Below are 24,881 nucleotides of genomic sequence, written 5' to 3' on the forward strand. Positions count from 1 at the left end.
CAGGGCGGGCGCCCGGGATCCGGCCCGGCCGAGCCGTGTCGGACGCGGCCTACAATCGCTCGCACCCTGCTTCCTGCCACCCATGAAGATCCTCATTTCCAACGACGACGGCTACCAGGCACCCGGCATCGTGGCCCTGCACGATGCGCTCAAGACCATCGCGGACGTCGAGGTGGTGGCGCCGGAACACAACAACAGCGCCAAGTCCAACGCGCTCACGCTGCATTCGCCCCTGTACGTGCACCAGGCGGCCAACGGCTTCCGGTACGTGAACGGCACCCCGGCGGACTGCGTGCACATCGCGCTCACCGGCCTGCTCGGCTACCGGCCCGATCTGGTCGTCTCGGGCATCAACAACGGCGCCAACATGGGCGACGACACCATCTACTCCGGCACCGTGGGCGCCGCAATGGAGGGCTACCTCTTCGGCATTCCGGCCATCGCGTTCTCGCAGGTGGACAAGGGCTGGGGCGAGATCGAATCCGCCGCCCGCAAGGCGCGCGAGATCGTCGAGCAGATGCAGGCGCAGAACCTGGTGGGCGAGGCGCCCTGGCTCCTCAACGTGAACATTCCCAACATGCCGTTCGATGCACTGCGGCCCCTGCGCTTGTGCCGCCTGGGCCGCCGCCACGCGGCCGAGCGCGTCATCGAGCAGCAAAGCCCGCGCGGGGAGGTCATGTACTGGATCGGCGGCGCCGGCGCGGCCAAGGACGACGCCGAGGGCACGGACTTCCATGCCACGGCCCAGGGCCATGTGGCCATCACCCCTTTGAAGGTGGACCTGACCGACCACGAAGGCCTGGGCTACTGGACGCAGACCGCGGCGCGCTTGGTGCCCGACGCGCCCGCCGCTCCCGCGCCGGTCCCCGCCCGATGACCCAGCGCCGCCCCGGCTTTCCGGCCCGCATCGACCCCCCGCCGGGCGCTGCGCCCCGGCCGCCATCGCAGCCCGCGCCGCGCCGCGATGCTCCGCCCATGCCCCAGGGCGTGGGGCTCGATTCGGCCGCCGTGCGGGCGCGCATGGTGCAGCGCCTGGCGGCTTCGGGCATCGCATCGCCGGCCGTGCTGCAGGCCATGGGCTCGGTGGAGCGGCACCGCTTCGTGGACACGGCCCTCGTCAACCAGGCCTACGAAGACACCAGCCTGCCGATCGGGCTGGGCCAGACCATCTCCAAGCCGAGCATCGTCGCCCGCATGACGGAGCTGCTGCTGGGCGCGGAGGGCGCGCGCGCCGCCGGGCTGGGTCGCGTGCTGGAGATCGGCACCGGCTGCGGCTACCAGGCCGCAGTGCTCGGGCGCGTGGCCCGCGAGGTGTACACCATCGAACGTTTGCGCGCGTTGCACGAGAAGGCGCGCGACAACCTGCGTCCCTGGCGCCTCGCGAACGTGCACCTCATCTTCGGCGACGGCACGGTGGGCTATGCGAAGGGCGCGCCGTATGCGGCCATCATCGCCGCAGCAGGCGGCGAGACCCTCCCTCAGGCGTGGATCGACCAACTGGCCGTGGGTGGCCGCCTCGTGGCGCCCATGGTGGGCGCCGGCGGCCACCAGGTGTTGCTGGTCATCGACAAAACGGCGCACGGATTGAAACAGAACGTTTTGGAGGCCGTTCATTTTGTCCCCCTAAAATCGGGGATTGCCTGAAGGGATTGCTTATGTTGGTTACGCGTGGTCTTGTTGGTTGGGGTTCGGTAGCGCTCGCAGCCTTGGTGCTGACGGGTTGCGGTACCCGCGTCAACAGGGCACCGGTGGAAGATCGTGGCACGTCCGCTTCCACATCCGCCTCCCAGCCCGGCATGGTGGTCGCTCCCGCGGCCAAGCCCCTGCCCGGTGCTGAAAACGCCGGCAAACCCGGCTACTACACGGTCAAGCCAGGAGATACCCTGATTCGCATCGGCCTGGAAAACGGCCAAAGCTGGAAGGACATCGCCCGCTGGAACAACCTGGACAACGCCAACCTCATCGAGGTTGGCCAGGTGCTCCGCGTGGCCGCGCCGTCGGCCACGCCAGCGCCCTCGGTGGCCAGCGATACCGGCGTGGTCACTCGCCCGGTCACCTCGTCCGCGATCGCCCCGGCGACCCCCGCCAGCGGTGCCAAGCCCGGCGCATCGGCCCCCGCCGTGGCCACCGCCCCCGCTCCTGCGCCCAGCCCCGCGCCTGCGGCGACCGGCGGCGAAGACGACATGGCGTTCATCTGGCCATCGTCGGGTTCGCTGGTGGCGGGTTTCGACGAGGCCCGCAACAAGGGGTATGACATCGGCGGCAAGGCGGGCGATCCCGTCCTCGCCTCCGCGGATGGGCGGGTCGTCTATGCCGGCGCCGGCCTGCGTGGCTACGGCAACCTCGTGATCCTCAAGCACAACAACACCTACCTGACGGCCTACGCCCACAACCAGACCCTGCTGGTGAAGGAAGACCAGACGGTGCGCCGCGGCCAGAAGATCGCCGAAATGGGCAGCTCCGACACCGACCGGGTGAAGCTGCACTTCGAGATCCGCCGCCAGGGCAAGCCGGTCGATCCGTCCCGCTACCTGCCGGCGCGTTGAGCACGCTGCCGTCCGGCCCCGGCCTGCTCCCCGAGGGGGAGGCCGGCACCGAAGACCTGGAGGAGGGCGGCGAAGCCTCGCAGGAGATTCGCCAGTTCGCCATCGGCGAGGCGCAGCACGGCGATCGCCTGGACCGGGCGCTCGCCGATCAGGTGCCCGAGTTTTCGCGCAGCTACCTACAGCAATTGCTGGCCCAGGGGGGCGTTCTGCTCAACGGGCAGGCCGCGGCCAAGCCTGCGGCCCGCGTCAAGGCGGGCGATGTGGTGGCGGTGGAACTGCGGCCCACCCAGCAGAGCCAGGCCTTCCGGCCGGAGTTCATGCCCATCGACGTGGTGTTCGAGGATGCGCACCTGCTGGTGATCCACAAGCCTGCGGGGCTCGTCGTTCACCCCGCGCCCGGCAACTGGAGCGGGACCTTGCTCAACGGCCTGCTGGCCCGCGATCCCAAGGCGCTGCTGGTGCCCCGGGCGGGCATCGTCCACCGGCTCGACAAGGACACGAGCGGGTTGATGGTCGTGGCGCGCGAGCGGGGCGTCATGGATGCGCTGGTGCGCATGATCGCCGCCCGCGAAGTGAGCCGGCAGTACCTCGCCATCGGCCACCGCCCCTGGAGCGGGCCGGAGCAGCGCGTGGTCGAGGGAAGCATCGGCCGCGACCCGCGCAACCGCCTGCGTATGGCCGTGGTGGACCTGGCCACGCAGTCGGGCAAGCCCGCGCGCACGGACATCGCCCTGCTCGATAGCGTCGATCCGGTCTGCTTCGTGCGCTGCACGCTGCACACCGGGCGCACGCACCAGATCCGGGTGCACATGGCCTCGCTTCGCCATCCCCTGGTGGGCGATGCCTTGTACGGCGGAGAAGCTGCGGGGGGGCTCGCGCGCCAGGCGCTGCACGCGTACCGGCTGGCCTTCGCCCATCCCATGACGCGAGAGCCGATGGAGTTCCATGTGCCTCTGCCGCCAGACATGGAAAACGCCTTGGATTTTTGGGGCCTGCGCTACAATCGCGCCTAGCGGCTGTACCAGCCGACTCGCCCGCATGGACACACTGCAGGGCTGGGAACAGCACCAAGGTCTTTGCGTGCGGTCCCGCTGAACGAACCCTTTGACAGGCATGGCGCCCTTTTCGACACGTGGCGTCCCTTTCCCCGCAATTGCTGAACCATGAATACGGTGGACGCCAAACGGGTCCTTGAAACCGCGCTGATCTGCGCTCCGCAACCGGCGACCCTGCGCGAGTTGCGCACGCTCTTCAACGACGCTCTCGGAACCGATACCCTGAAAACCATCCTGCTGGAACTCCAGCAGGACTGGGCATTGCGGGGCGTGGAGCTCGTGCAGGTCGCGACGGGCTGGCGTTTCCAGAGCCGCCCTGAAATGCGCGAGTACCTGGACCGGCTGCATCCGGAAAAGCCGCCGCGCTACACCCGGGCCACCCTGGAAACGCTGGCCATCATTGCCTACCGGCAACCGGTGACGCGGGGCGACATCGAGGACATCCGCGGCGTGACCGTGAACAGCCTGATCGTCAAGCAGCTGGAAGACCGGGGCTGGGTGGAGGTCATCGGGCACCGAGAAACCGTGGGCCGGCCCGCCCTGTTCGCCACCACGCGGCAGTTTCTGGACGACCTCGGGCTGCAGTCGCTCGACCAGTTGCCCGTGATGGAAAATCCGGCCGTGCAGGCCAGCGTGCTCGAAGCGCTGGGTTCTGGCGGCACCTTGCCGCTCGACGAACCTGCCGACCCGGCGCCGGGGGATCACCCCCCTGTGGCAGAGGCGGTGCCTTCGGTGCCGCAGGGCTCTGAAACGGAGCCGGTCACCGGCCCGTCCACGGAAGACACACCGCGCCCATCCGACGAAGAAGACGTGCTGGCCCCCTCGCACGAGAAGCCAAAAGACGCCGATAACGGCACACCAGAGAGTCTCCCATGAACGATCCCATTTCAGAACCTGCCGACGACCAGCCCGCGTTGCCCGCCGAGGCAGACGCCAGCGTGAAGAAGCCCGCGACCCGCAAGCCGCCCCGCAAGAAGGCGCCGAAGGAGTCCGACGCGGCAGCAGGCCAGCCGGTGGAGGCTTCTGCCGAGTCCGCGCAGGATGCCGAGGCTGTCGCTGCACCGGATGGGACGGCGGTGGAGGCTGCCCCTGCGCCGGGGCGGACTGAACCTGCTTCAACCAGATCGGAGCGCCCTTCGGGGCCTCGCCCTGCTGCGGGGGCGCGTACCACGCCGGGATATCAGTTCGCCGACGTGGTGTCCGGCCGCCTGGACGAGGACGAAACGGCAGCCGATGCTGTGCCTGCGCGCCGCGTCCTGCTGCCGCAGGTGGAAACGCCCAAGCTGCACAAGGTGCTGGCCCAGGCGGGGCTGGGCTCTCGCCTGGAAATGGAGCAATTGATCCTGGAAGGCCGCATTTCGGTCAACAACGAGCCGGCGCACATCGGTCAGCGCGTGCAGTTCGGCGATCAGGTGAAAGTGAATGGCCGGCCCATTCGCTACCGCATCGATCCCCCTCCCGCCCGGGTCATCGCGTACCACAAGCCAGCGGGCGAAGTGGTGACGCACGACGATCCCCAGAACCGGCCCACCGTGTTTCGCAAGCTGCCGCGGCTCGCCCACGGGAAGTGGCAGTCCGTGGGGCGGCTGGACCTGAACACCGAGGGCTTGCTGCTGTTCACCAGTTCGGGCGAGCTGGCCAACCAGTTGATGCACCCCCGCTTTGGCCTGGAGCGTGAATATGCCGTGCGGGTGCTGGGCGCACTCAGCAACGAAGAGAAGCAGCGGCTGCTCGACGGCGTGCAGCTCGACGACGGCATGGCTTCGTTCGGCTCTATCGAGGATGGCGGCGGCGAAGGCTCCAACTGCTGGTATCGCGTGACCATCTCCGAAGGCCGCAACCGCGAAGTCCGGCGCATGCTGGAGGCCGTGGGCCATGCGGTCAGCCGGCTCATCCGCATCCGCTACGGCGCGATGATGCTGCCCCGCGGACTCAAGCGCGGCGCGTGGCTGGAACTGGACGAGCGCGATATCCGCGCGCTCATGCAGGCCGTGGGTGGTGGCAACAAGGCCCCCAGAGAGACGGTCGAGGCACCTGCCGGACCTGCGGACCGCAAAAGCGGCTTGCGCCGTGGCGGGCCCCGCGGTCGCAACAATGGCACGCCGCGCGATGCGGCCGCGCCATCTTCTGCGCGCAAGCCGGGCTATGGACCGGGCGCAGGGCGCGGCAAGGACGGCGCACCCGGTGGGCGCCAGGGCGGCGGTGGCGGCACGGGCAGCCAGCCGGATCCGATGAAGACGTCGGTGGGCTACATCGGCACGGACAGCTTGTCGCGCTACCGGCAGGACCAGAAACGCAACGGCCCGCCGCGCCGCGGCGGTCGCTGAACCTTTGCGCCTTGGGGAATTAATCCGCCCAGTTAGAATCGAGGGCTTTGTCCGCAGGGCGAAAAATTCAAATAGATCAACCACTCTCCAGGAAAATCAACATGGCTATCGAACGCACCCTCTCCATCATCAAGCCCGACGCAGTGGCCAAGAACGTCATCGGCCAAATTTACGCCCGCTTCGAAGCCGCTGGCCTGAAGGTGGTCGCAGCACGCATGGCCCACCTGTCGCGCCTGGAAGCCGAACAGTTCTACGGCGTGCACAAGGAGCGTCCTTTCTTCAAGGACTTGGTGGACTTCATGATCTCCGGCCCGGTGATGATCCAGGCCCTGGAAGGCGAGAACGCCATCCTGAAGAACCGTGAACTCATGGGCGCCACCGACCCCAAGAAGGCAGAAGCCGGCACGATCCGCGCTGACTTCGCAGACAGCATCGATGCCAACGCCGTGCACGGTTCCGACGCCTTGGAAACCGCTCAGGCAGAAGTGGCTTTCTTCTTCCCTGGCCTCAACATCTACTCGCGCTGATATGCGATCCACCCTTGCGCCGGAGCGCTGCCCAGGCCGCGCGCCCAGTGCAGGGGGCGGTGATCGACGTGAACAGCCTTCGCTCCGATGACCACCAATCTCCTTGACTTCGACCTCGACGGTCTGGCTGCGTTTTGCGAGCAGCTGGGGGAGAAGCGTTTTCGGGCGACCCAATTGTTCCGCTGGATTCACCAGCGGGGCGCGCACGATTTCGACCAGATGAGCGATCTGGCGAAGTCGCTGCGGGAAAAACTCAAGTCCTGCGCCCATGTGCAGGCATTGCCGGTCGTGAGCGAACATGTTTCGACGGACGGCACGGTCAAGTGGCTGTTCGACGTGGGTGACGGCAATGCGGTCGAAACCGTGTTCATCCCAGAGGATGACCGGGGCACCCTGTGTATTTCTTCCCAGGCCGGATGCGCCGTGGGATGCCGTTTCTGCTCCACCGGACACCAAGGTTTCAGCCGCAACCTGACGACGGGCGAAATCATCGCCCAGTTGTGGTTCGCGGAGCATGCACTGCGCCGAAGGCTGGGCAGCGAAGAGCGCGTCATCTCCAACGTCGTGATGATGGGCATGGGTGAGCCGCTGCAGAATTACACCGCCCTCGTGCCCGCGTTGCGTGCCATGCTGGACGATCACGGCTATGGCCTGTCCCGGCGCCGCGTGACGGTGTCGACCTCGGGTGTCGTTCCCATGATGGATCGGCTTTCCCAGGACTGCCCTGTGGCGCTGGCTGTTTCGCTGCACGCGCCCAACGATCCGCTGCGTGACAACCTGGTGCCGCTCAATCGTAAATACCCGTTGCAGGAGCTTCTGGATGCCTGCCAGCGCTATCTGGCGCATGCGCCGCGCGATTTCATCACCTTCGAATATTGCATGCTCGATGGCGTGAACGACCAGGCAGAACATGCCCGGCAACTCATCGATCTGGTGCGACCCCGCCATGGGCAGGGTGTTCGCTGCAAGTTCAACCTGATTCCATTCAACCCCTTTCCTGCTTCCGGCCTGCACCGATCGACCCCGCAGCAAGTTGCGGTTTTCGCAAAGTTGTTGAGTGATGCGGGTATCGTTACGACCGTGCGCAAAACGCGTGGCGACGATATCGACGCCGCGTGCGGCCAGTTGGCGGGAGATGTGAAAGACCGCACCCGGGCCGCCGAGCGCATGGCCAAGCAGCGCACCATCGTGCTCAAGCCTGTGACGTGATTTTCCGGTGCGGCTGACCCCCTTGGGCCCGCCATCTCGGAAAACGCCGTGACGGACGAAGGGGTGAAGCGATGCCGCCATTGGGATTTTCAAATCACCTTTTCCGGAAGCTGGCGCATGGCACGCATTGCCTTTGAGCAGGAAGGATCTACATGACGAGATCGGTCGCGGTTGTTGAGCGGCATGCCCGATGGGCGATGGCCTTGTGCCTTGCTGCGGTCGGGTTGGCGGGCCTGGGTGGGTGCGCGGCGTCTGGCGGCTCGAATGCCTCGTCTGGCAGTGCGGAGTACGTCACACCATCGGAAGAGACGGAAACCCGCCGCCGCGCCAGGCTCCGGTTGGAGCTGGCCGCCAATTACCTCGAGATGGGCCAGACCACGGTGGCGCTGGACGAAGTACGCCAATCGCTGACCACAGACCCGTCGTACGGCGATGCCTACAACCTGCGCGGGCTGATTTATCTGCGCCTAGGAGATCTGCCGCTGGCGGAAGAGAGCTTTCGCCGTGCACTCGGCTTTCACCCGTCCGAGCCCAACCTGCTGCACAACTATGGCTGGCTTCTATGCCAGCAGCAGAAGTACGCGGAAAGCCAGCAGTATTTCGAGCGGGCCCTGGCCAGCCGGACCTATACCGCCCGCAGCAAGACGCTCATGGCCCAAGGCCTTTGCCAGGAGCGTGCCGGGCAGATCGCAGAAGCCGAGCAGACATTGCTTAAGGCGTATGAACTGGATGCGGGCAACCCTGTGGTGGGATACAACCTGTCGTCGCTCATGTTTCGCCGAGGCGAGATCAAGCGTGCGCAGTTCTACATTCGCCGCCTGAACAACAGCGAGTTCGCCAATGCGGAATCGCTTTGGCTGGGCATCAAGATCGAGCGGGCGTTGAGTGATTCGGTGGCGATGCGGCAGCTCGCCGAACAACTGCGCAAGCGTTTTCCTGACTCCAAAGAATTGATGGCATATGACCGAGGGGCGTTCAATGAATGAGCCGGTGGTGGGGCACGATGGACAGCCTGTGGACAGTGAAGTCTCGCCAACCCAGGACAGCGTGGCCGCAGGGCTGATGCTGCGGCAAGCCCGCGAATCCGCTGGCGTGCACATTGCGGCACTGGCCGTGGCCCTCAAGGTGCCGGTGCACAAGCTGGAAGCCTTGGAAGCGGGTTACTTCGAGGTTTTTCCGGACGTGGTTTTTGTGCGTGCCCTGGCCTCCAGCATGTGCCGCACGCTCAAGGTGGATCCCGCACCCGTGCTGGCGCTGCTACCGCGCAATCAGCCACCTGCGCTGTCGGCGCACCGAGGCATCAATGCATCGTTCAAGCCTGGCAGCGGCCAGTTGGCATCGTCCTCCAGCGGATCGGGTTCCCGCACCGCCATCTTTGCGGTGATCGTGTTGCTGGTAGGCGCTGCTGCCGTTCTGCTGTGGCCCCATCGGCCCGATGGCGTGGCCGGCAATGAGCCGGTGGCGGCGACAGGCACTGTCCCGGAAGCCGAAAGCACCAGAGGGGCCGATGCTGCCAGTCCTGCCCAGCCAGTGACTGCACTTTCGGTTCCAGCCCCGTCGGCTTCTGCACCATCTTCCATGGCAAGCCCGTCGGGTGTATCGCCCGCGGCGACGGCTGCAGTGGCCGCGCCTGAGGCCCCGGCATCCGCACCGGCAGGTAGTCCGGATGCCGCACTGGTCATTCGCACGCGCGGAGAATCGTGGGTTCAGGTGCGCAGTTCGGCGGGAGCCACCGTCCTTCAGCGTGTCTTGGCGGCCGGCGAGAGCGTGACGGTTCCGGGAACCCCTCCATGGTCCGTGGTCATCGGCAAGGCCGACGTCACCGAAGTGGTGGTCCACGGCAAGCCTTTGGAACTCAAAGCCGTTTCGCGCGAAAACGTTGCCCGATTTGAGGTGAAACCGTGAACCCTTTATTGACGCCCGCTTTTCCGATTGCGATGGCTGCGCCCCAGCCGCGACGCTCGCGGCAAGCCCGAATCACCTGGGGCTCGCGTGTGGTCACGGTGGGCGGAGACGCACCCGTGCGCGTGCAGTCCATGACCAATACCGACACCGTCGATGCAATCGGCACGGCGATACAGATCAAGGAACTGGCGCAGGCCGGCTCCGAGTTCGTTCGGATCACCGTGAACACGCCCGAAGCGGCTGCGGCGGTGCCCTATATCCGCGAGCAGCTCGATCGCATGGGTGAAACCGTTCCGCTGGTGGGAGACTTCCATTACAACGGGCACCGGCTGCTGACCGAATACCCCGATTGCGCCCAGGCGCTGTCCAAGTACCGCATCAACCCCGGCAATGTCGGCAAGGGCGACAAGCGCGACCGCCAGTTCGGTCAGATGATCGAGGCGGCCATGCGCTGGGACAAGGCTGTACGCATCGGCGTCAACTGGGGCAGCCTCGACCAGGAATTGCTCGCCGAGCTCATGGATGCCAACAATCGGCGGCCGTCTCCCTGGGATGCGCGGCAAGTCATGTATGAAGCGCTGATCACATCGGCCATCGAATCGGCGAAGCGCGCCGAGGAAATGGGTATGGATGGCAACCAGATCATCCTCTCGTGCAAGGTCAGCGGAGTGCAGGATCTGGTGTCCGTGTACCGTGAGTTGGCAAAGCGCTGCGACTACGCCTTGCACCTGGGCCTGACCGAAGCGGGCATGGGCACCAAGGGAACCGTGGCATCCACCACGGCCTTGTCGATTCTTTTGCAGGAAGGCATCGGCGACACCATCCGCGTCTCCCTTACGCCGCAGCCTGGCGAGGCCCGCACCCAGGAAGTCGTCGTGGCTTCCGAAATTTTGCAGGCGCTGGGTTTGCGCATGTTCGTGCCCAGCGTGACCGCGTGCCCCGGTTGCGGGCGCACGACCAGCACCACCTTTCAGGAGTTGGCCAAGCAGATCGATGACTTTCTGCGGTCGCAGATGCCGGTATGGCGACTCAAATACCCCGGGGTCGAAAAGATCAAGGTGGCGGTGATGGGCTGCATCGTGAACGGTCCGGGTGAAAGCAAGCATGCCGACATCGGCATCAGCTTGCCAGGCACCGGAGAGGCCCCGGCCGCGCCCGTCTTCATCGACGGAGAGAAGGCGTTGACCCTGCGCGGCGACAATATCGCGCAGGAGTTCCAGCAGCTCGTCGAACGCTACATCGCCGACCGCTTCAGCACGGCGGTCGCTGCTTCTTGACCTGAATTGAAAGCCGCCTTCCGAGCCTGTGCATGCGTAGGTCGCTGCTGGCGCGCCAGTCACTTAACCCATTGATGCATTCCGTGAGCAACAAGACAAGCAATCCTCTGCCAAAGACCGGCAAATTGGTGGCCGTCAAAGGCATGAACGATATTCTTCCCCCCGACTCGGCGCGCTGGGAATGGCTGGAAGACAAGGTGCGGGCACTCATGGCCCGATATGCCTATCGCAATGTGCGAACACCCATCGTCGAACCGACGGCGCTGTTCGTGCGTGGCTTGGGCGAAGTGACCGATATCGTCGAAAAGGAAATGTATTCGTTCGAAGACCGTTTGAACGGTGAGCATCTGACGCTGCGCCCCGAGGCGACGGCAGGCGTCGTTCGTGCCGCAGCGGAGCATTCGATGCTGTACGACGGTGGCAAGCGCCTGTACTACATGGGGCCGATGTTCCGCCATGAGCGGCCACAGCGGGGGCGCTACCGGCAGTTTCACCAGATCGGTGCCGAAGCCATGGGTTTCCATGGCGCCGAGGTCGACGCCGAGCTGATCCTGCTGGCGGATGCACTCTGGAAGGAACTGGGCCTGAAAGACGTTCGCCTGGAACTCAACAGCCTTGGGCAGCCTGAAGAGCGCAAAGTCCACCGTGCGGCGCTCATCGCCTATCTGGAAGGCCATTCTGAGCTTTTGGACGAGGATGCTCGCCGCCGCCTGCACAGCAATCCCCTGCGCATCCTGGATACGAAGAATCCGGCCATGCAGAGCTTGGTGCAAGCGGCTCCCAAACTACTGGACTACCTTGGCGAAGAGTCCAGGCGCCACTTCGACACCGTCAAGGCCATCCTTGATGCGAATGGCGTGGCCTGGACCGTCAATCCGCGCCTCGTCCGGGGCATGGATTACTACAACCTCACGGTCTTTGAGTTCGTGACGGAGCAGCTCGGCTCCCAAGGCACTATTTGCGGCGGAGGGCGCTACGACTATCTCTTCGAGCAAATCGGGGGCAAGCCTGCGCCGGCGGTGGGCTGGGCTCTTGGCGTGGAGCGTGTGCTGGAACTCGTCAAAGAGCAAGAAGCGGCCCCGCCCGTGCTGGTGGCCGATGCCTATGCCATCGTGCCGGACGAAAAGTCGTTGCCCGCTGTCATGGCCGTGCTGCAGCGGTTGCGGGCCTTGGGCGTGAGCGTGCAGATGCACAGCCCTGCGGTTCGGGGCGAAGGCATGGGCAGCATGAAATCGCAGTTTAAGAAGGCCGATGCCAGCGGCTGCAGGCACGCATTGATCTTTGGTTCCGATGAGCTTGCGCGATCGGCCGTAACGATCAAACCACTGCGGGAAGGCGGGGGTGACCAGGTGGAGCGGGCGCTCGATGCGCTGCCCGACTGGGCGCCCACTCTACAATCCCCCCGCTAACAGAGACCCTACATGGCAAATCACCTCGATCTTGAAGAACAAGAGCAGCTTGACCAACTCAAGCATTTCTGGAATACCTGGGGCACGCTGATCAGTGGCATCCTGGTATTGGTTTTCGGCGCGTTTGCGGCATGGAATGGATACCAGTACTGGCAGAACCGACAGGCGGCACAGGCGGCTGCGCTGTCTGATGCGGTGGAAACGGCTGCGCAGGCAAAAGACACCGCGCGCTTGGAGCAGGCTTTCGGCGACCTCAAATCGCGGTATGGCGGTACGACAAAGGCGGGGCAAGCCGGCCTTCTGGTAGCCAAAAGCTTGGTGGAAAGCGGCAATCCAGACGGTGCCAAGGCAGCCCTGGCTTGGGTTGCGGACAATGCTTCGGATGCGGGCTACAAGGCACTAGCCAAACTGCGGCTTGCCAGCTTGCTGATGGACCAGAAGGCATACGACGAAGCGTTGAAGCAGTTGTCTGGAAGTTTTCCTGCAGAGTTCGATGCTTTGGTCGCGGACCGCAAGGGCGACGCATTGGTGCTGCTGGACAAGAAGCCGGAAGCCATCGCTGAATACCAGCGTGCCTACAAATCGCTGGAAGAGGGCATGGAGTACCGCCGCTTGGTCGAGGTGAAGCTCAATGCCCTGGGTGTGCAGCCACAACTCGTGGCCTCGGCAGCGACTGCGGGAGATTCCAAATGATGCGCAGTCACATGGATTTTCAGGCAACACGTTTGGGTGCACCACGCGCAGCGGTCGCTGCCGTGGCAACGGCGTGCTTTCTACTGTTGACCGGTTGCTCTCTGTGGGGCGGTCCCGCAAAGCCGAAGCCCGCCGAGTTGGGTGCGAACGTGCCAGTGATCGGTGTGCGCCAAGCGTGGACGTCGAAAGTGGGCGCCATCGGTCGGCTGCCGCTCGATGTGCATGTCAATGGCAACACGGTGACGGTGGCTTCTGCGGATGGCGTGGTCGCTGCCGTCGATGCGCGCACCGGCGGTGATGTCTGGCGAGCCAGCCTTGGCACACCTTTGTCTGCTGGTGTGGGCAGCGACGGCAAGTGGGCCGCTGTGGTCTCCGTCGATAACCAGTTGATTGCCTTGTCCGATGGCCGTGAGATTTGGCGCAAGCCGCTGTCCGCGCAAGCGTACACAGCGCCGTTGGTGGCGGGCAATCGCATCTTCGTCCTGGCGGCCGATCGGTCCGTTTCGGCGTTTGATGCTGCGACGGGGCTTCGTTTGTGGAATCAACCCAGGCCGGGAGAGCCGCTGGTGTTGCGCCAGTCGGGTGTATTGACGCCTGTAGGCGACACGCTGGTCGCGGGACTGGCGGGCCGGATGGTCGGATTCAATCCTGACAATGGCACGGTGCGTTGGGAAGCGCCGCTGGCCAGCCCCAGAGGGACCAATGATGTCGAGCGGCTGGTTGAATTGGTCGGGCGCACAAGCCGCGAAGGCGACAGTGTTTGCGCCCGCGCTTTCGTGTCTACTGTGGGTTGTGTGAACACGGTGCGAGGTACCGTGGCCTGGACACAGCCGGCCAACGGAACGGAAGGCATTCACGGCGATGACACCACGATTTTCGGCACGGAGAGCAATGGCGTGGTGGTTGCCTGGCGGCGTGCCGATGGCTCGCGCGCTTGGTCTTCGGACCGACTTCAATACCGCCGCTTGACCGCACCGCTGTTGCTTGGCAGGTCGGTCGTCGTCGGAGATGACACGGGTTTGGTGCACCTGCTTTCGCGTGAAGATGGTTCACCGCTGAATCGGATGACGACGGATGGTTCGGGCATCGCTGCAGCGCCGGTGTCGGCCGGGGGCACTCTGGTGGTCGTAACGCGCAATGGCGGCGTTTACGGCTTCCGGCCGGATTGACGGGTTGATCTGGATGAAACCAGTCATCGCTTTGGTCGGTCGCCCCAATGTGGGGAAATCCACACTCTTCAACCGGCTGACGAAATCGAGAGATGCGATCGTTGCCGACTTTGCAGGCTTGACGCGTGACCGGCACTACGGGAACGGAAAGCAGGGCAAGCACGAATACATCGTGATCGACACCGGAGGCTTCGAGCCTGATGCCGCCAGCGGCATCTACCGCGAGATGGCCAAGCAGACGCAGCAGGCCGTTGCGGAGGCCGATGTCGTCATCTTTGTTGTCGATGCCCGCGCCGGGCTTTCTGCTCAGGACCATGACATCGCCAACTACCTGCGGCGCCTGGGCAAGCCCTGCCTCCTTGTCGGCAACAAGGCCGAGGGAATGCGCGAGGGGGTGCAGCTCGTCGAGTTCTATGAGTTGGGGTTGGGCGAGATCTATCCCATTTCAGCAGCCCACGGACAGGGTATTCGCAGCTTGGTTGAGTTGGCCCTGGAGCCTCTGCACTTGCCGGATCCGGATGAAGACGCGGAAGCCGAAGACAAGAGCGTGGTCAAGCTTGCGGTAGCTGGTCGCCCGAATGTCGGTAAGTCCACCCTGATCAATACGTGGCTGGGCGAGGAGCGCTTGGTAGCATTCGATATGCCAGGGACCACGCGGGACGCCATTTCCGTTCCTTTCGAGCGCAATGGCCAGCGTTTTGAGCTGGTCGACACCGCAGGCTTGCGTCGAAAAGGCAAGGTGTTCGAAGCCATCGAGAAGTTCTCCGTGGTGAAGACACTGCAAGCCATTGAGTCTGCCAATGTGGTGCTTCTCGTCCTCGATGCGACACAGGGGGTCACCGACCAGGATGCGCACATCGCTGGATACATTCTTGAAAGTGGCCGCGCGGTGGTCTTGGCGGTCAACAAATGGGATGCCATGGACGACTACGGTCGCCAGCTGCTGGAGCGCTCCATCGAGACGCGGTTGTCGTTCCTCAAGTTTGCGTCGTTGCATTTCATTTCGGCAAAGAAGCGCCAGGGGTTGGGCCCTTTGTGGACATCCATCGTGCAGGCCCAGAAAGCGGCGATGTGCAAGATGTCCACGCCCGTATTGACGCGGTTGTTGCTGGAGGCGGTGCAGTTCCAGGCACCCAAGCGTTCTGGCATGTTCCGGCCAAAGTTGCGATACGCCCACCAAGGCGGCATGAATCCGCCTGTCATCGTGGTTCATGGCAATTCGTTGGAGCATGTCACGGAAGCGTACAAGCGCTTCCTAGAAGGCCGTTTCCGCAAAGAGTTCGATCTGGTCGGGACCCCCCTTCGCATCGAGTTGAAGACGTCGCACAATCCCTTCACCGACAAGGGTGACCACTAGCCCAGCGCGTGCGAGGGGTTTCGTCGGTTTTCCTTCGATACCCTTGCAGCTGTGGTAAGGTGCCGCTTTACAACAATATTCCTGAACACGGAGAATATCGTGAGCAACAAAGGCCAACTTCTTCAAGATCCCTTCCTGAACGCGCTCCGTCGCGAGCATGTACCCGTCTCGATCTACCTCGTGAACGGCATCAAGCTTCAGGGCCAGATCGAATCATTTGACCAATACGTGGTGCTGCTGCGTAACACGGTCACCCAGATGGTCTACAAACACGCCATCTCCACCATCGTCCCTGGTCGCGCTGTCAACTTCTCCACGGCTGAAGCGCCCGACGCCGAGGCCGGTAACTCTTGAACGAAGGTGGTATGCCCGACGGGCATGTAACGGATACGCCTTTGGGCGGATCGTCTTGAGTTCATACGATACGCCTGACTCGCCGAAGACGCCAGTCATCCTGGTTGGCGTTGATTTTGGTTTGCCCCATTTCGACGGTGAGTTGGAAGAGTTGGGTCTGCTTGCTCAGACGGCGGGCTTGAATCCAGTGGCTCGAATCACCTGCAAGCGCAAAGCCCCTGATGCCGCCTTGTTTGTAGGCAGTGGCAAGGCGGACGAGATCCGGCTGCTCGCGCAGATGCATCAGGCGGTGGAAGTGCTGTTTGACCAGGCCTTGAGTCCGGCGCAACAACGCAATCTCGAACGGCATCTGGATCTTCCAGTCAATGATCGAACGTTGTTGATCTTGGAAATCTTTGCCCAGCGTGCCAGAAGCCATGAGGGCAAGCTGCAGGTAGAGTTGGCAAAACTCCAATACCTGAGCACTAGGCTTGTCCGGCGCTGGTCCCATCTGGAGCGTCAGCGCGGGGGCATTGGAGCCCGGGGTGGGCCAGGCGAAACACAGATCGAGCTTGATCGAAGAATGATCGGTGAGTCGATCAAGCGCACGCGCGAAAGACTCGAAAAGGTCAAGCGTCAGCGCTCCACACAGCGACGCCAGCGCGAGCGCCGGGATACCTTCAACATATCGTTGGTGGGGTACACGAATGCCGGTAAATCCACACTGTTCAATGCACTGGTAAAAGCGCGAGCGTACGCCGCAGATCAGCTGTTTGCCACATTGGATACGACGACTCGCCAACTCTATCTTGCAGAGGCAGGGCGATCGGTGTCTTTGTCGGACACCGTGGGATTCATTCGTGATCTTCCCCATGGACTGATTGATGCGTTCCAGGCCACTCTCCAGGAGGCAGTGGATGCAGATCTTTTGCTGCATGTGGTGGATGCATCGAATCCCAACTTTCCAGAGCAAATTGCGGAAGTCCAGCGGGTGCTCTCTGAAATCGGCGCTGCGAACGTGCCCCAGATACTGGTCTTCAACAAGCTGGACATGTTGTCGCCCGACCAACGGCCGGAAGTCTTGAATGACATCTACGACATGCAAGGTACCCCCGTTCAGCGGTTCTTCCTGAGTGCTGGCTCTGGAGAAGGGCTTCCTTCCTTGAGGCGCGGATTGTCGGACAGCGTGCCCAAGGCCCAGCCGACATCCATGACCCTAGGTGCCGATGCTGAATTGCCTCCAGACAGTGCCTGATTGGGCACAATGCCGCTTTGTTCACGTATTCAGAGAAACAGAGATTTTGCGAATGAATCCTCAAAGCCGTACCCCGCGCTGGGCCATATTGCCTGAGCGCATCCGGGGAATGTTGAATCTGAATGACCCCCGTTGGGGTCGTGGCGATGATAAGAACGATGGCACGGGAAACTCCGATTCGGAGCGTCCCCCATCCACGCCCCCCTCGGGTCATCGAGGACGTGACAAAAACACCGCTGGTCAGCCACCGGACCTGGATGAACTCTGGCGTGACCTCAACCGCAAGCTGGGCGGTCTCTTTGGGGGGAAGCAGGGTGGAGGCCGTGGTCCTGCAGGCGGCGGTTTCCAGCCGGACATGAAAAATGCGGGTTTCGGCATTGGCTTGATTGCCGCAATTGCCGTGTTGATCTGGCTTGGGACCGGATTTTTTATTGTGCAAGAAGGTCAGCAGGCCGTCATCACGCAGTTTGGAAAATACAAGAGCACCGTGAACGCCGGTTTCAACTGGCGGCTGCCTTATCCGATCCAGCGTCACGAACTCGTTTTCGTGACGCAAATCCGGTCTGCCGATGTCGGCCGGGATGTGGTGATCAAAAGCACCGGCTTGCGTGAATCGGCAATGCTGACTGAAGACGAGAATATCGTCGAAATCAAATTTGCCGTGCAGTACCGTTTGAACGATGCGAGAGCTTGGTTGTTTGAGAGCCGTAACCCATCAGATGCCGTGGTGCAAGCAGCTGAGACTGCGGTGCGGGAGATCGTCGGCAAGATGCGGATGGATACCGCTTTGGCCGAAGAGCGAGATCAAATTGCGCCAAGGGTGCGCACTCTCATGCAGACGATCTTGGATCGCTATAAGGTTGGTGTCGAAGTGGTGGGCATCAATTTGCAGCAGGGAGGGGTGCGTCCTCCTGAGCAAGTGCAGGCAGCTTTCGATGATGTTCTGAAGGCGGGGCAGGAGCGGGAGCGGGCCAAGAATGAAGCTCAAGCATATGCCAACGATGTCATCCCTCGCGCGGTCGGGTCGGCCTCTCGGTTGGCTGAGGAAGCAGCAGCCTACAAGTCGCGGATTGTGGCTCAGTCCCAGGGCGATGCGCAGCGATTCAGTTCGCTGCTTGCTGAGTATCAAAAGGCGCCCCAGGTGACCAGGGACCGCCTCTACATCGAATCGATGCAGCAGATCTACACGAACGTCACCAAAGTGCTGGTGGAGTCCCGTCAGGGCTCGAATCTGTTGTACTTGCCTTTGGACAAGATCATGCAGGGTGTCGCGCAGACTGGTGCTGCAGCGTCGAATGATTCCTTGCCGCCAGCGGCGTCGTCTGCTGTTCCGCCGTCGGGAACTGCTTCCACATTTCCCGCTGACCCCCGTGCGCGGGACTCCAGCCGTACGCGTGAGCGCGAGTCTCGATAGGAGCGCATTGTGAACAGAGTCGGATTTTTCGTTTCTACTGTCTTGGTTTTGCTTGCTCTCTTGAGTTCAACCTTGTTTGTGGTGGACCAGCGCCAATTCGGTGTAGTGTACCAACTGGGTCAAATCAAAGATGTGATTACGGAGCCAGGTCTTAACTTCAAGATGCCCCCGCCCTTTCAGAATGTGCGATACATCGACAAGCGGTTGTTGACACTTGACAGCACTGACACCGAGTCGATGTTGACTGCCGAAAAGCAGCGGGTGGTCATTGACTGGTATGTGCGCTGGAGAATCTCAGATCCGTCAGCTTACATTCGCAACGTCGGCCTTGATGAGAATGCCGGAGCGCTGCAGTTGAATCGGGTCGTGCGTAACGCCTTCCAGGAAGAGGTCAACAAGCGGACCGTCAAGGAGTTGTTGTCACTCAAGCGTGATGCTTTGATGTCGGACGTGAAGCGCGAGGTGCTGGAGGTCGTTCAAGGTGCTAAGCCTTGGGGCGTCGATGTCGTTGATGTTCGCATCACCCGCGTGGACTATGTCGAGGCCATCACGGAGTCTGTTTATCGTCGCATGGAGGCTGAGCGCAAAAGGGTGGCCAACGAACTGCGTTCCACAGGGGCGGCAGAGGGCGAAAAAATCCGAGCGGATGCAGACCGTCAGCGTGAAGTCGCGATTGCCAATGCATATCGCGATGCCCAGAAGGTGAAGGGCGAAGGTGATGCAGAAGCTGCTCGCGTTTATGCAGAAGCTTTTGGACGTGACCCGCAATTTGCGCAGTTCTATCGCAGCCTGGAAGCTTACAAGTCGAGCTTCAATAAGAAGAGCGATGTCATGGTGGTAGACCCTTCCTCCACTGAATTTTTCAAAGCTTTCCGTGGAGGTGGCGCTAGCCCTGGTGCTGCACCTCCATCCGCGACTCGTAAGTAGAGTCCATGGATAGCGCGCTCTCGCTGGGCGCGCTTACTTTTTTGTGACTTACCGTGCTGTTGTCTTGGTACAGCAATTCGGCACCACACGTGGTCCATTGATGCATCGTGCCGATCTCGCATGCATATGACCGCTTGGTCAGTTCGCTGCTGTGGGTTGAGGCGGCCACTGCGGACGGTCATGCCGGTAGAATCGCGTTTTTAACAGCCTCCCACTTTCCATGTCTGCCTGGGTCCTGCCGGATCACATTGCCGATGTTTTGCCTTCCGAGGCTCGACACATCGAAGAACTACGTCGCGGGCTGATAGACACCGCTCAGGGCTACGGCTATGAGCTGGTCATGCCTCCCTTGATGGAACATTTGGAGTCGTTGTTGACGGGCACGGGTGAGGCGCTCGACCTTCAGACCTTCAAGCTGGTCGATCAGCTGTCGGGGCGCTCCTTGGGCGTACGTGCGGATATGACACAGCAGGTTGCACGCATTGATGCCCATTTGCTCAACCGCAAAGGTGTTACGCGGCTTTGCTATTGCGGGCCTGTGCTTCATACGAGGCCCGATCGCCCCCATGCAACGAGAGAGCCGCTTCAATTTGGCGCCGAAATTTATGGTCACGCGGGTCTGGAAGCTGACCTAGAGGCGGTTTTGCTTGCGCTGCAATGTCTACGCGTGGCCGAAGTTCGTGACACCAGCGTAGATTTGGCAGATGTACGCATCGTGCGGCGTCTTCTTACAAATCTCTCTTTGGACGCGCATGCGGTACGCAGAGTGCATGCCGCACTTGCTGCCAAAGATGGGAGCGAATTGGCAAGTCTTACGCGCGATTTCCCTTCGACATCGCGTGAGGGGCTGAAGGCGCTGCTGCAGTTGTATGGTGACGTTTCTGTTTTGGACGAAGCACAGGAAGCGCTTCATCACGTTCCCGGCGTGGACGAAATATTAACCAATTTGCGATCTTTGGCCGCTCATCTTGTAGGGGCCAACGTCACATTTGATTTGGCGGATTTGAGAGGGTATGCCTACTACAGCGGAACTCGGTTCACCATCTATGCAAAGGGAGCGAGCGACGCTGTGGTTCGTGGTGGTCGGTACGATGAAGTTGGAGCGGTGTTTGGCCGTAATCGTCCTGCAGCCGGGTTTAGCTTGGATATCAAACAACTGGTAAGCGTCGTCTCTCCACGGGCGTTGAAAACTGCCATCAGGGCCCCATGGATGCAAGATTCCGCCGTCAACGAGGCTGTCGCTGATTTGCGTAGCCGCGGCGAGACCGTTGTGTGCGTTTTTCCTGGTAATGAGAGTGAGTTCGACGAGTTTCGTTACGACCGGGAGTTGGCTAAAGTTGCCGACCGTTGGATCGTGAAAGTTATCTGAAGCATTAGCTATATTGAATCGGGTTTGAAATGAAAGCAACCAAAGGTCGGAACGTAGTCGTTGTAGGCACCCAATGGGGTGATGAAGGCAAGGGAAAGCTGGTTGATTGGCTTACAGAAAGCGCCCAAGGTGTTGTTCGTTTCCAAGGCGGGCACAATGCAGGTCACACTTTGGTCATCAATGGCGTCAAGACGGCCTTGCACCTGATTCCGAGTGGCATCATGCGGCCGGGCGTCAAATGCTACATCGGCAATGGTGTCGTGCTGTCGGTTGCCAAGTTGTTTGAAGAAATAAAAGGCTTGGAAAAAGCTGGGGTTGAGGTTCGATCGCGCCTTCGAGTAAGCGAAGCCTGCCCACTCATTTTGCCCTTTCACGTAGCCATCGACGTGGCTCGAGAGGCTGCACGAGAGCACCAGGGGACCGAAAAAATAGGAACAACAGGTCGTGGCATTGGTCCTGCTTACGAAGACAAAATTGCTCGACGCGCACTTCGTGTCCAAGACCTGAAGTATCCAGCCCGTTTTGCTGAAAAGCTGCGTGAGTTGCTGGCACTGCATAACCATGTTCTCAAGACTTTTTTAAACTCCGGCTCTTTTGTTTTTGGTGATTCGTTGGCCCCCTATTTGGTTGACGGAGAAGTGCAATTCAATGCAGTCTTCGACGAGGCTATGCAACATGCGAAACTGCTTGCTCCTATGATTGCAGATGTATCTAGCGAATTGAATGCTGCCCATGTAGCGGGAGCCAATTTGCTTTTTGAGGGTGCACAGGGAACCTTGCTGGATGTAGACCATGGCACTTACCCCTATGTGACATCTAGCAATTGTGTCGCTGGCAATGCTGCTGCGGGATCTGGCGTGGGTCCCAACCTGCTTCACTATGTTTTGGGCATCACCAAAGCCTATTGCACGCGGGTTGGAGGAGGTCCTTTCCCTACGGAGCTGGATTGGGAGGTTCCTGGTACACCGGGTTATCACATGAGTACGGTAGGCGCGGAAAAAGGCGTCACTACAGGCCGCAGTCGCCGTTGTGGTTGGTTCGATGCAGCACTTTTGAAGCGAAGTGCCCAAGTCAATGGACTGACAGGGCTCTGTATCACGAAGCTGGACGTTTTAGATGGATTGTCGGAACTCATGCTTTGCACAGGGTATGAGCTTGATGGAGCGTACATCGAAATTTTACCGATGGGAGCAGAGGATATTTCCCGCTGCACTCCCATTTATGAGTCAATTCCCGGTTGGACTGAATCGACTGTGGGAGTGACAAAATATGAAGAGCTACCTGCTAATGCGAGAAGGTATTTGGAGCGAATTGAGGAGGTGACTGGAGTTCCAATTGCTATGATTTCCACGAGTCCTGATCGAGACCACACCATTACATTGCATAACCCATACTTGGTAAGTTGAAATTTACTAGTTAGTCACTGTGTGAGTCTGATGAATGAATCAGGAGTTTTAAATGTTAACGGAAGACGGTAAGCATCTATATGTGAGTTATGATGAATATCATAGCTTGATTGAGAAATTGGCACTTAAGATTCACCAGTCTGGCTGGGAGTTTGATACGATTTTGTGTCTCGCCCGTGGTGGGTTGCGTCCTGGCGATATTTTAAGTCGAATATTTAGCAAGCCGCTTGCAATCATGTCCACTAGTTCATATCGTGCAGAAGCGGGGACAATTCAGGGGCACTTGGATATTGCAAGATTTATCACAACACCAAAAGGTGAAATTGCGGGTAGAGTACTTTTGGTGGACGATTTGGCTGATTCCGGACATACTTTGAATGCGGTTATAGAGTTGTTGAAGACTCAATACACTCCTATTGTTGAGCTACGTAGTGCGGTAGTTTGGACTAAAGCAATTTCAAGCTTCACTCCGGATTATTCTGTTGAATTTTTAACCACGAATCCGTGGATTCATCAGCCTTTTGAAGGTTATGATAATCTGAGTCCTGAGAAATTAATGGATAAATGGCGATTATAATTTTATGCGAGAGCTCTATGTTAAGAGGGAGCATCTCACAACCCCTGATGACATATTTTTGATGCGGACGGTCAGTTTCCATCCCTTTTGACTCTGCGATAAGGCCCTCCACGATCTATGCACCTTGCATCTGGGGCTTTGCGGCGCCGATGGCTCAGGCTTTTACCGTTTGCGGGCGTACCTTCACCTTGCAAGTGACGGGCTGAAGAGTGCATCCATACCTCGATTCAGGAATAAGGCCGAGTGCTTAATGTTGTAGCAGGACACAATCATCGGCATCCTCATCGTGGCGCTCTTGTCCCCTGGGTAGTGATGCCGGTGAGCACATGTTCAGCTTGGTCCGCTTCTTTATGATGAGCTGGTTGCGCTTCTTTTGGCACTCGCTCAAGAACTGGCTTGGCTGCACACGGTGCTGCTTCGCGTCCAATACTCCCAGCAATTTCAGCATCTGACATCTTTACCGGCTCCGTTAAGCCTTGTCCGCATGTACTGCCTGTCCGGTGTGGTTGGCCTGCAACCCGCTACCCGAACCAAGGCAATATAGAAAAATCCGCGCAACCGAGAGGAAGCGCGATGCGCAAGAGCAGATTCACAGACGAGCAAGTCATCGGGGAACCTCTCAAAACCCCACCACTCCACCCTGAGCCCTTCGCTCCTGTCTTGCCCCCGCATGATCACCCCCCGCAGCGCCCTGAAGTTCGACCTGTTCGCCGAAGCCTCGCGCAAGCGCAAGATCGACCAGGCGGGCGACCCGCTGCAGACCATCGCCCAGTACATCGACTTCGCCGAACTGGCTGCGTTGGTTGACGCTCTGGTGGCTCGAGGCGACGCCCGCAAGGGCGGACGCCCCGCCTACCCGACCGAAGTGATGGTGCGCGTGCTGGTCTTGAAGCGCTTGTACAACCTCTCGGACGAGCGGATGGAATACCAACTGTTGGACCGCATGAGCTACCAGCGCTTTTGCCTGCTGCAGGACGCCATGAACATCCCGGACCGCAACACCCTCTGGCGCTTCGCCCAGCGCATCGGTGTGGACGGCGCCACTGCCTTGTTCCAGGGCGTGGATGCCCAGTTGCAACGCCATGGCTACATCGCCCGGGGTGGACAGGCCATTGATGCGACCTTGGTGCCAGCCCCGCGCCAGCACATCGGCAAGCAAGACAGGGAGCGCTTGGCCCAAGGCAAGGAGCCTGACTGGATTGCAGCCAAGCGCAGGCAAAAGGACCTGGACGCCACCCACACCAAGAAACACGGCAAGAGCCACTACGGCTACAAGCTCAGCGTGAGCGTGGACATCAAGCACCGCTTCATCCGCAAGATCGCCACCGGCACGGCAAGCGAACACGATGGGCACCACTTCGACGAAGTGCTGGACGAAGACAACACCGGACGGGATGTGTACGCCGACAAGGCCTACCCGTCCAAGCGCAGACGGGAAATGCTCAAGGCATTGGGCTGGCGCGATGGCATGCAGCGCAGGGCGGGCAAAGACAAACCCTTGAGCGAATGCCAAAAGCGGCGCAACCGCAAGATCGCCAGCAAGCGTGCCAAGGTCGAACACGTGTTCGCCGGCATACGGCACCTTGGGGGGCAAGTTCATCCGCACCATAGGGCAGGCGCGGGCGGATGTGGCGATGACGATGATGGCGGCCTGCTACAACATCAAGCGGCTGGCGATGTTCCTGCACAAGGGCGTGGACCCGTTCTACAAACACGCCCATGCCCGAAACGGGGCATCCAGGCGCCAAGGTCCCGGTGTGGGGGCGACGAATGCGACCCCGGGCGGTCTGCATCAACCATCTTGCATGGCCTTGCAGCACGAGAAAGCAGGGCTGGATCAGGTCGCATCGCGCCGACAGTGGCGTTTGTTCGCCTGTTGGCTGAAAGTCGGGTATTGAGAGGTTCCCTATAGGGGCAGGTCAGTGGTTTGTCTACCGGACCGGGGGCTGTTTAGTTCGCGAATGTGTTGGAGGTCGGAGTGAGGGGAGGGGTTTGATGACAATTTTTTGTCATCTTTCTCCTACGGGTGTGGAAAAAGTGGTCTATACTTGCGGGCTTGGCAGGTGAGACGGATGACTGAGTTGTCCGGAGAGTCTGACAAGAAAGGTTGGTTTTGAGTTGTGGTC

22 protein-coding genes and 1 pseudogene are annotated in these 24,881 nt (G+C 60.9%); all 23 read left to right on the forward strand.

The annotated features are described in order from the left end of the window. The first annotated feature begins 82 nt into the window (after positions 1-82). Entirely contained in the window at positions 83-877 is a 795-nt protein-coding gene (gene surE, locus AVKW3434_RS12545) for a 5'/3'-nucleotidase SurE (protein ID WP_284406097.1), read from the forward strand. Continuing rightward, on the forward strand, positions 874-1,644 hold the full coding sequence (locus tag AVKW3434_RS12550; protein WP_272568210.1) for a protein-L-isoaspartate(D-aspartate) O-methyltransferase: 771 nt from the start codon (positions 874-876) through the stop codon (positions 1,642-1,644). Before surE ends, AVKW3434_RS12550 begins: the two co-directional genes overlap by 4 nt. An 11-nt stretch (positions 1,645-1,655) precedes the next feature. Then, positions 1,656-2,546 carry a peptidoglycan DD-metalloendopeptidase family protein gene (locus AVKW3434_RS12555; protein ID WP_284406098.1) on the forward strand — a complete coding sequence of 297 codons (891 nt, stop codon included), beginning with the start codon at positions 1,656-1,658 and terminating at the stop codon, positions 2,544-2,546. After that, positions 2,543-3,559, forward strand: a complete 1,017-nt coding sequence (locus tag AVKW3434_RS12560) for an RluA family pseudouridine synthase (RefSeq protein WP_284406099.1) — start codon at positions 2,543-2,545, stop codon at positions 3,557-3,559. The genes AVKW3434_RS12555 and AVKW3434_RS12560 overlap by 4 nt, the downstream gene beginning before the upstream one ends. 150 nt (positions 3,560-3,709) lie before the next feature. After that, entirely contained in the window at positions 3,710-4,477 is a 768-nt protein-coding gene (gene scpB, locus AVKW3434_RS12565; RefSeq protein WP_284406100.1) for an SMC-Scp complex subunit ScpB, read from the forward strand. After that, the gene (locus tag AVKW3434_RS12570; RefSeq protein WP_284406101.1) at positions 4,474-5,928 is read left to right on the forward strand and encodes a pseudouridine synthase; all 1,455 of its coding nucleotides are present in this window, start codon (positions 4,474-4,476) and stop codon (positions 5,926-5,928) included. Before scpB ends, AVKW3434_RS12570 begins: the two co-directional genes overlap by 4 nt. 101 nt (positions 5,929-6,029) lie before the next feature. After that, positions 6,030-6,455, forward strand: a complete 426-nt coding sequence (gene ndk / locus AVKW3434_RS12575) for a nucleoside-diphosphate kinase (protein WP_272551858.1) — start codon at positions 6,030-6,032, stop codon at positions 6,453-6,455. A gap of 87 nt (positions 6,456-6,542) precedes the next feature. After that, entirely contained in the window at positions 6,543-7,664 is a 1,122-nt protein-coding gene (rlmN, locus tag AVKW3434_RS12580) for a dual-specificity RNA methyltransferase RlmN (RefSeq protein WP_272568220.1), read from the forward strand. Positions 7,665-7,816: 152 nt separating this feature from the next. Then, the gene (pilW, locus tag AVKW3434_RS12585) at positions 7,817-8,650 is read left to right on the forward strand and encodes a type IV pilus biogenesis/stability protein PilW (RefSeq protein WP_442867365.1); all 834 of its coding nucleotides are present in this window, start codon (positions 7,817-7,819) and stop codon (positions 8,648-8,650) included. After that, positions 8,643-9,569 carry a helix-turn-helix domain-containing protein gene (locus AVKW3434_RS12590; RefSeq protein WP_284406102.1) on the forward strand — a complete coding sequence of 309 codons (927 nt, stop codon included), beginning with the start codon at positions 8,643-8,645 and terminating at the stop codon, positions 9,567-9,569. The genes pilW and AVKW3434_RS12590 overlap by 8 nt, the downstream gene beginning before the upstream one ends. 32 nt (positions 9,570-9,601) lie before the next feature. After that, positions 9,602-10,846 carry a flavodoxin-dependent (E)-4-hydroxy-3-methylbut-2-enyl-diphosphate synthase gene (gene ispG, locus AVKW3434_RS12595; protein WP_284406103.1) on the forward strand — a complete coding sequence of 415 codons (1,245 nt, stop codon included), beginning with the start codon at positions 9,602-9,604 and terminating at the stop codon, positions 10,844-10,846. Between the two features lie 74 nt (positions 10,847-10,920). Next, positions 10,921-12,255 carry a histidine--tRNA ligase gene (gene hisS / locus AVKW3434_RS12600; RefSeq protein ID WP_502869073.1) on the forward strand — a complete coding sequence of 445 codons (1,335 nt, stop codon included), beginning with the start codon at positions 10,921-10,923 and terminating at the stop codon, positions 12,253-12,255. A 12-nt stretch (positions 12,256-12,267) separates the two neighbouring features. After that, entirely contained in the window at positions 12,268-12,948 is a 681-nt protein-coding gene (locus AVKW3434_RS12605) for a YfgM family protein (protein WP_284406104.1), read from the forward strand. Next, entirely contained in the window at positions 12,945-14,117 is a 1,173-nt protein-coding gene (bamB, locus tag AVKW3434_RS12610; protein WP_502869071.1) for an outer membrane protein assembly factor BamB, read from the forward strand. Before AVKW3434_RS12605 ends, bamB begins: the two co-directional genes overlap by 4 nt. A gap of 13 nt (positions 14,118-14,130) precedes the next feature. After that, positions 14,131-15,474 carry a ribosome biogenesis GTPase Der gene (der, locus tag AVKW3434_RS12615; protein ID WP_272568223.1) on the forward strand — a complete coding sequence of 448 codons (1,344 nt, stop codon included), beginning with the start codon at positions 14,131-14,133 and terminating at the stop codon, positions 15,472-15,474. Between the two features lie 99 nt (positions 15,475-15,573). Beyond that, on the forward strand, positions 15,574-15,828 hold the full coding sequence (gene hfq, locus AVKW3434_RS12620; protein ID WP_272568224.1) for an RNA chaperone Hfq: 255 nt from the start codon (positions 15,574-15,576) through the stop codon (positions 15,826-15,828). Between the two features lie 55 nt (positions 15,829-15,883). Beyond that, entirely contained in the window at positions 15,884-17,062 is a 1,179-nt protein-coding gene (hflX, locus tag AVKW3434_RS12625) for a GTPase HflX (RefSeq protein WP_284406105.1), read from the forward strand. Between the two features lie 52 nt (positions 17,063-17,114). Beyond that, positions 17,115-18,476 (forward strand): FtsH protease activity modulator HflK, encoded by a 1,362-nt coding sequence (gene hflK, locus AVKW3434_RS12630; RefSeq protein WP_284402497.1) that lies wholly within the window; start codon positions 17,115-17,117, stop codon positions 18,474-18,476. A 9-nt stretch (positions 18,477-18,485) separates the two neighbouring features. Next, complete coding sequence (hflC, locus tag AVKW3434_RS12635; protein WP_284406106.1) at positions 18,486-19,403, forward strand: protease modulator HflC; 918 nt, start codon at positions 18,486-18,488, stop codon at positions 19,401-19,403. 220 nt (positions 19,404-19,623) lie between these two features. Continuing rightward, positions 19,624-20,772, forward strand: coding sequence for an ATP phosphoribosyltransferase regulatory subunit (locus tag AVKW3434_RS12640; protein WP_284402495.1), 1,149 nt, complete (start codon positions 19,624-19,626; stop codon positions 20,770-20,772). A gap of 29 nt (positions 20,773-20,801) precedes the next feature. Next, on the forward strand, positions 20,802-22,178 hold the full coding sequence (locus AVKW3434_RS12645; protein WP_284402494.1) for an adenylosuccinate synthase: 1,377 nt from the start codon (positions 20,802-20,804) through the stop codon (positions 22,176-22,178). Between the two features lie 52 nt (positions 22,179-22,230). Then, positions 22,231-22,755: a phosphoribosyltransferase gene (locus AVKW3434_RS12650; RefSeq protein ID WP_284406107.1), complete on the forward strand. Its 525-nt coding sequence runs from the start codon at positions 22,231-22,233 to the stop codon at positions 22,753-22,755. Between the two features lie 673 nt (positions 22,756-23,428). Further along, a pseudogene (locus tag AVKW3434_RS12655) lies at positions 23,429-24,461 on the forward strand (IS5 family transposase); the annotation flags it as partial. Positions 24,462-24,881 lie beyond the last annotated feature (420 nt).

This window comes from Acidovorax sp. SUPP3434, from assembly GCF_030159015.1.
Taxonomy (GTDB): Bacteria; Pseudomonadota; Gammaproteobacteria; order Burkholderiales; family Burkholderiaceae_C; genus Paracidovorax.